Source organism: Kitasatospora sp. NPDC036755, from assembly GCF_040636595.1.
Classification (GTDB): domain Bacteria; phylum Actinomycetota; class Actinomycetes; order Streptomycetales; family Streptomycetaceae; genus Kitasatospora.
Genome location: NZ_JBEZUT010000409.1, coordinates 1 through 6,597, shown reverse-complemented (window position 1 = coordinate 6,597; position 6,597 = coordinate 1). Strand labels below are relative to the sequence as shown.

Here is a 6,597-nt window from a genome sequence, read left to right as displayed (position 1 = left end):
CGCGACCCCGGGAGCCACCGCCGGCGGTGCGGCCGGCGGTTCGACCACCGCCCCGTCGGGCGCGGCGACCGGCGGCACCGGGGGCGCCGGCACGGCCGGCGCCGCGGACGGCGGGGCCGGTGCCGGATCCGTCCCGGCGGCCGCCACCAGCGTGAAGGTCGGCCAGAGCGCCACCGTGGACTTCGCCGACAAGACCTCCAAGGTCACCACCAAGCTGGACATCACCGTCACCGGCGTCGAGGTCGGTTCGGTGCAGGACTTCACCGCCGCCAAGATCAGCATCGTCGGCCTGGAGGGCCGCACCCCGGTGTACGTCAGCTACACCATCAAGAACCTCGGGGACGCCAGCCTCTCCTTCACCGCCCCGGACTCGAAGTTCGTCCTCTTCGACACCGCCGGCAAGAAGGGGCTCAACGTCATGACCGCCGCCACCCCGCTGCCCAAGTGCACCAGCGCGAAGTTCCAGGGCGTGGCCAAGGGCGCCGAGGCCAAGGGCTGCACCATCATCACCATCCCGGGCAACACCCCGGCCGCGGTCGGCTACACCGACCTGACCGACCCGCTGAAGCTCCAGGCCTCCTGGACCAAGTGACGCCCCGTCACCGCGGAAACGCGGACGGCCCCCGCCACCCCGGAGGGTGACGGGGGCCGTCCGGCCCGGACCGGTCAGTGGTCCTCGTCGTCGCCCTCGATGGCGGCCGGGCGGCTGCTGGAGAGCGCCTCGAAGGCGAGGAACTCGGCCTCGGCCGCGTCCCGGCCCTTCTGCTTCTCGCGGCGGCGGTCGACCGCCGGGCGCGGGCTCTCGAAGCGGTGGTCCTCACCGCGGCGGCCGAGCATCTCGGCACCGGCGGCCATGGTCGGCTCCCAGTCGAAGACGACGGCGTTCTCCTCGGGGCCGATGATGACGGTGTCGCCCTCGTGGGCCCCGATCTTCCACAGCTCCTGCTCGATGCCGAGGCGGGCCAGCCGGTCGGCGAGGTAGCCGACGGCCTCGTCGTTGCTGAAGTCGGTCTGGCGGACCCAGCGCTCCGGCTTGACGCCGCGGATGTGGTACGCGCCGTCCTCCTCGGTGATGGTGAAGCCCGCGTCGTCGACGGCCTTGGGGCGCAGCACGATCCGGGTGGACTCCTCGGCCGGCTTGGCGGCGCGCGCCTCGGAGACGATCCCGGCCATCGCGAAGCTCAGCTCGCGCAGGCCCTTGCGGGAGGCGGCGGAGACCTCGAACACCCGGTAGCCGCGCTCCTCCAGGGAGGCGCGGGTCAGGTCGGCGATGTCCTGGCCGTCCGGGACGTCCACCTTGTTGAGCGCGACCAGGCGCGGACGGTCCTCCAGGCCGCCGTACTCGGCGAGCTCGGCCTCGATGGTCTCCAGGTCGGTCAGCGGGTCACGGCCGGGCTCCAGGGTGGCGCAGTCCAGCACGTGCACCAGCACCGAGCAGCGCTCCACGTGCCGCAGGAACTCCAGGCCGAGGCCGCGGCCCTGGCTGGCGCCCGGGATCAGGCCGGGCACGTCGGCGATGGTGTAGACGATGTCGCCCGCGGTGACCACGCCCAGGTTGGGGATCAGGGTGGTGAACGGGTAGTCCGCGATCTTCGGCTTGGCGGCGGAGAGCACCGAGATCAGCGAGGACTTGCCGGCGCTCGGGTAGCCGACCAGGGCCACGTCGGCGACGGACTTGAGCTCCATGACGATGTCACGGGCCTCGCCGGGCTCGCCGAGCAGCGCGAAGCCGGGCGCCTTGCGGCGGGCCGAGGCCAGCGCGGCGTTGCCGAGGCCGCCGCGGCCGCCCTGGGCGGCGACGAAGCTGGTGCCGTGACCGACCAGGTCGGCCAGCACGTTGCCCTTGCGGTCCAGCACCACGGTGCCGTCCGGCACCAGCAGGACGAGGTCCTCGCCCTCCGCGCCGGTGCGGTTGCCGCCCGCGCCCGGCTTGCCGTTGGTGGCCTTGCGCTTGGGCGAGTGGTGGTACTCCAGCAGGGTGGTGACCTGCGAGTCCACGGTGAGGATGACGCTGCCGCCCTCACCGCCGTTGCCGCCGTCCGGGCCGCCGAGCGGCTTGAACTTCTCGCGGTGCACGGAGGCGCAGCCGTGGCCCCCGTTACCCGCGGCGACATGAAGTTCGACGCGGTCCACGAAGGTGGTCATGGGTGTGCCTCCAGTGCGCGAGAGTCTGCTTGCTGCCTGCGTAAAGCGTGAAGGGTGGACCGGATAATTCCGGCCCACCCTTCACTGTGAGTCTTCTCAGACCCGGTGAGTCCTCTCGGACCCGGTGGGTCTGTTCAGACCCGGGAGTCCGCGGGGACTCAGGCCTCGACGGCCACGATGTTGACGACCTTGCGGCCGCGACGGTTGCCGAACTGCACCGCACCGGCGGTCAGCGCGAACAGGGTGTCGTCGCCACCGCGGCCGACACCGGCACCCGGGTGGAAGTGGGTGCCGCGCTGGCGGACGAGGATCTCGCCGGCGGAGACGACCTGGCCGCCGAAGCGCTTCACGCCGAGGCGCTGGGCGTTCGAGTCACGGCCGTTACGAGTAGAGCTTGCGCCCTTCTTGTGTGCCATTTTTCGCTATCCCCTTACTTGCTGACCGAGTCGATGCTGGTGATGCGCACCGCGGTGTGCTGCTGACGGTGACCCTGACGGCGGCGGTAGCCGGTCTTGTTCTTGTAACGCAGGATGACGATCTTGTCACCCTTGGTCTGGTCGACCACCTCGGCGTGAGCCTTCACGCCGGCCAGGACCCACGGGTCGGAGGTGACAGCGTCACCGTCGACGACGAGGATGGTCGAGAGCTCGACCGAGTCACCCGGCTTGGCCTCGATACGGTCGATCTCCAGCACGTCGCCCACGGCGACCTTGTGCTGGCGGCCGCCTGCGCGAACGATCGCGTACATGCGGTACCTGCTTTCCTTGCTCGGTCGGAACCCCCGACGCCAGCCACCTGGGTACGGACACAGGAGCCTCTCCCCGGCCCTCCGCGCGAACGCGGTGACCTCGGGAAGGTGATGTGCTCGGGAGCATGGCGTAGACACGCCGATGGTCATCTCGTGCACCAGCGCCACGTCCAGCTCGCCCGCCCGCAGGGCCGCGCCGACGGCCGCCGGGTCCACCTCGGTGACCATCGGCTCCAGTCCCGGGTGCCAGCCGGCCAGCTCGGCGAGCACCGCGGGGATGATCGCCCGGGCCGCCGAGGGGTAGGTGCCGATCCGCAGCGGGCCGGCCAACCCCCGCTTGGTGTGGGCGAGTTCGGCGCCCGCCTGCTCCAGCAGGGCGAGCACCGCCTCGGCGTGCCGGACGAGGCCGCGCCCGGCCGGAGTGAGGGTGACCCGCCGCCCGGTGCGCTCCAGCAGCGGGACGCCCGCCTCCTTCTCCAGGACGGACAGCTGCTGGGACACCGCCGAGGGGCTGAAGGAGAGCGCCTCGGCGACGGCCGCGATGGTGCCGAGGTGGGCGAGTTCGCGCAGCAGGCGCAGGCGTCGGACGTCCAGCATCGGTCCAATGTAGTCCAACCGGCCGACCGAGCATCGGCTGCGCTTACGAGAAGCGTCGGAAATGTGAACTGGACCTGGGTGATCGGAGGGGCGCAGGATCGGGGACATGGAACTCACGGGCATCCACGTCCCCCTGATCACCCCGTTCGCCGCCGACGGCTCCGTCGCGCTCGACGCGCTGGAGAAGCTCGCGCACGAGGTCCTGGACGCCGGGGCGGCCGGGCTGGTCGCCCTCGGCACCACCGGCGAGCCGGCCGCGCTGACCGCCGGGGAGCGGGACGCGGTGGTCGACGTCGCCGCGGCCGCCTGCGCCGAGCGCGGGGCACAGCTGACCGTCGGCGCCTCCGGCGGCGACACCCGGACCGTCGGCGAGGCGCTGGCCGCGCTCGGCGCGCGGGTGCCCCGGGCGGCGGCGCTGGTCACCACGCCGTCCTTCGTCCGGGCCGGCGAGGCGGGGACGGTCGCGCACTTCCGGGCCCTCGCCGCGAGCAGCCCGCTGCCGCTGGTCGTCTACCACATCCCGTACCGCACCGGGCAGCAGCTCTCCACCGCCGCGCTGCGCGAACTCGCCGCGATCGAGGGCGTGGTGGGCGTCAAGTACGCGACGGGCGGGCTGGACCAGACCGCCGTCGAGCTGCTCGCCGACGCCCCCGAGGGGTTCGCCTTCCTCACCGGCGAGGACGCCTACCTCTCGCCGATGCTGGCGCTCGGCGCGGCCGGCGGCATCCTCGCCTCCGCCCACCTGGCGACCGCCCGCTTCGTCGAGCTGGTCGAGGCCTGGCGGGCCGGGGACGTGGCGCGGGCGCGGGAGCTCGGGCACCGGCTGACCGGGCTGGCGCTGTCGGCCTTCACGGCGCCGAACCCGTCGGTGACCAAGGGCGTGCTGCACGCCCAGGGCCGCATCCCGACCCCGGACGTGCGGCTGCCGCTGCTGCCGGCCGGTGCGGAGGAGGTCCGTGCCGCGCTGGCTCTCGCCAGTGGTCTGGACCAGTAGCGGCGCTCTCACAGCGTGGAACGCCGGGCCGTCCGACCCCTGTGACAAGGCATGATGGACAGAGTGCGGCCGTGAACAGCACGATTCAGAGGAGTAGTCGGAGATGAAGATCGGTATTGTCGGCGCCACCGGCCAGGTCGGCGGCGTGGTCCGCGAGATCCTCGCGGAGCGGAACTTCCCGGTGAAGCAGCTGCGGCTGTTCGCCTCGGCCCGCTCGGCCGGGCGCACGCTGCCCTGGCAGGGCACCGAGGTCACCGTCGAGGACGCGGCCACGGCCGACTACACCGGCCTGGACATCGTGATCTTCTCGGCCGGCGGCTCGACCTCCAAGGCCCTGGCCCCCAAGGTCGCCGCGGCCGGTGCCGTCGTGATCGACAACTCCTCCGCCTGGCGCCGCGACCCCGAGGTCCCGCTGGTCGTCTCCGAGGTCAACCCGGAGGCCGTCGCCGACCGCCCCAAGGGCATCGTCGCCAACCCGAACTGCACCACCATGGCCGCCATGCCCGTGCTGCGCCCGCTGCACGAGGAGGCCGGCCTGGCCGCGCTCGTCGTCTCCACCTACCAGGCCGTCTCCGGCAGCGGTGTGGCCGGCGTCGCCGAGCTCCAGGACCAGGCCGCCAAGGTCGTGGACGGCGCCGCCGCGCTCGCCCACGACGGCGGCGCCGTCGAGTTCCCGGAGCCCAAGGTCTACCGGCGTCCGATCGCCTTCAACGTGGTGCCGCTGGCCGGCTCCCTCGTGGACGACGGCTCCAACGAGACCGACGAGGAGCAGAAGCTCCGCCACGAGAGCCGCAAGATCCTCGGCATCCCGGACCTGAAGGTCGCCGGTACCTGCGTGCGCGTCCCGGTCTTCTCCGGCCACTCGCTGCAGATCAACGCCCGCTTCGAGCGTCCGATCAGCCCCGAGCGCGCCGCCGAGCTGCTCGGCGCCGCCCCCGGCGTCGAGCTGTCCGAGATCCCCACCCCGCTCCAGGCCGCCGGCCGGGACCCGAGCTACGTCGGGCGCATCCGGGCGGACGAGACGGTCGACAACGGCCTGTCGCTGTTCGTCTCGAACGACAACCTGCGCAAGGGCGCCGCGCTGAACGCCGTCCAGCTGGCCGAGCTGGTCGCCGCCGAGCTCAAGGGCTGAGTACGGAGCCCCCGGCGGCCCCGGCGGCACGGGGCGTCCACCGGCCGGAACACCCTCCCCGCGTGACCTGAGGCGGGCCCCGTCGTTGTACGGGGCCCGCCTTCGCTTTCCCCCGCTCCGCGCCGGTACGGCTGTTGCGGTACCGGGACAACCGGCGAGGTTCGGCAGGCGAACCGCGGGTAAAAGGTGACCCAACGATCGGGCGGCGACGGGGGCCCCTCACCTCGGCACGCCCGGACGACGGGCCGACCGCCCACTCCCGAACCGACCGACCCGACCGACTCCGAGGGCGAGCGAAAAGAGGTGCGCGATGGACCGCTGTGTCGTCCTGGTGGACGCCGGATACCTGGTGGGCGCCGCCGCCAGCCTGCTCGCGGGGGATCCGTCCCGCTCCAAGGTCACCGTCGACCACACGGCCCTGATCGCCGCGCTGCGCGAGCGCGCCGAGGCCGAGACCGGACTGCCGCTGCTGCGGATCTACTGGTTCGACGCCGCCCCCGACCGGCGCCCGATGCCCGAGCACCGGCGGCTGCGGGTGCTGCCCAGGGTCACCGTGCGGCTCGGTGCGCTCACCCGGGCCGAGGGGCGCTGGGTGCAGAAGGGCGTGGACGCCGCGATGCACGCCGAACTCTCCGAGCTCGCCCGCAACCGGGCCTGCGCCGACGTCGTGCTGATCACCGGCGACGGGGACCTGCTGCCCGGCATGATGACCGCCAAGGAACACGGGGTGGCCGTCCACCTGTGGGCCCTGCAGGCCGCCGACGGTGACTTCAACCAGTCCGAGGACCTGGTCGGCGAGGCGGACGAGCGGCGGGTGCTGGACCGCGAGTGGATCGAGGGGTCCTTCTCGCTGCGGGAGCACTCCAGCGTGTACCCGGCTCCCGGCGCCCGGCAGGAGATCGCCAAGATCCTCTCCGCCCCGCCGGCCGCCCCGCCCGCCGCGCTGCCCACCGTGGTGCCGCCGGCGGTCCGACCGGCGGC

General features: G+C 73.0%; 7 protein-coding genes and 1 pseudogene. 4 read left to right on the top strand and 4 right to left on the bottom strand.

Going from position 1 to position 6,597, the window contains the following annotated elements:
• The coding region (locus AB0E96_RS36600) for a hypothetical protein (protein WP_359830417.1) at positions 1-592 on the top strand (592 nt) is incomplete at its 5' end.
• A 74-nt stretch (positions 593-666) separates the two neighbouring features.
• Here the strand turns inward: AB0E96_RS36600 and obgE are convergent.
• The 4 genes and pseudogenes from obgE to AB0E96_RS36580 form a co-directional block, all read right to left on the bottom strand.
• Complete coding sequence (gene obgE, locus AB0E96_RS36595) at positions 667-2,145, bottom strand: GTPase ObgE (protein WP_359830415.1); 1,479 nt, start codon at positions 2,143-2,145, stop codon at positions 667-669.
• Positions 2,146-2,303: 158 nt separating this feature from the next.
• Entirely contained in the window at positions 2,304-2,561 is a 258-nt protein-coding gene (rpmA, locus tag AB0E96_RS36590) for a 50S ribosomal protein L27 (protein WP_030058248.1), read from the bottom strand.
• Between the two features lie 14 nt (positions 2,562-2,575).
• Positions 2,576-2,893, bottom strand: a complete 318-nt coding sequence (rplU, locus tag AB0E96_RS36585) for a 50S ribosomal protein L21 (RefSeq protein WP_045696828.1) — start codon at positions 2,891-2,893, stop codon at positions 2,576-2,578.
• 162 nt (positions 2,894-3,055) lie between these two features.
• Positions 3,056-3,490: pseudogene (locus AB0E96_RS36580) on the bottom strand (LysR family transcriptional regulator); the annotation flags it as partial.
• A 106-nt stretch (positions 3,491-3,596) separates the two neighbouring features.
• Here AB0E96_RS36580 and AB0E96_RS36575 point away from each other — a divergent pair.
• The 3 genes from AB0E96_RS36575 to AB0E96_RS36565 form a co-directional block, all read left to right on the top strand.
• Complete coding sequence (locus AB0E96_RS36575; RefSeq protein WP_359830412.1) at positions 3,597-4,484, top strand: dihydrodipicolinate synthase family protein; 888 nt, start codon at positions 3,597-3,599, stop codon at positions 4,482-4,484.
• Positions 4,485-4,587: 103 nt separating this feature from the next.
• Positions 4,588-5,616 (top strand): aspartate-semialdehyde dehydrogenase, encoded by a 1,029-nt coding sequence (locus tag AB0E96_RS36570; protein ID WP_359830409.1) that lies wholly within the window; start codon positions 4,588-4,590, stop codon positions 5,614-5,616.
• A 310-nt stretch (positions 5,617-5,926) separates the two neighbouring features.
• Positions 5,927-6,597: NYN domain-containing protein (locus AB0E96_RS36565; RefSeq protein ID WP_359830406.1), on the top strand; the 671-nt coding region annotated here is incomplete at its 3' end.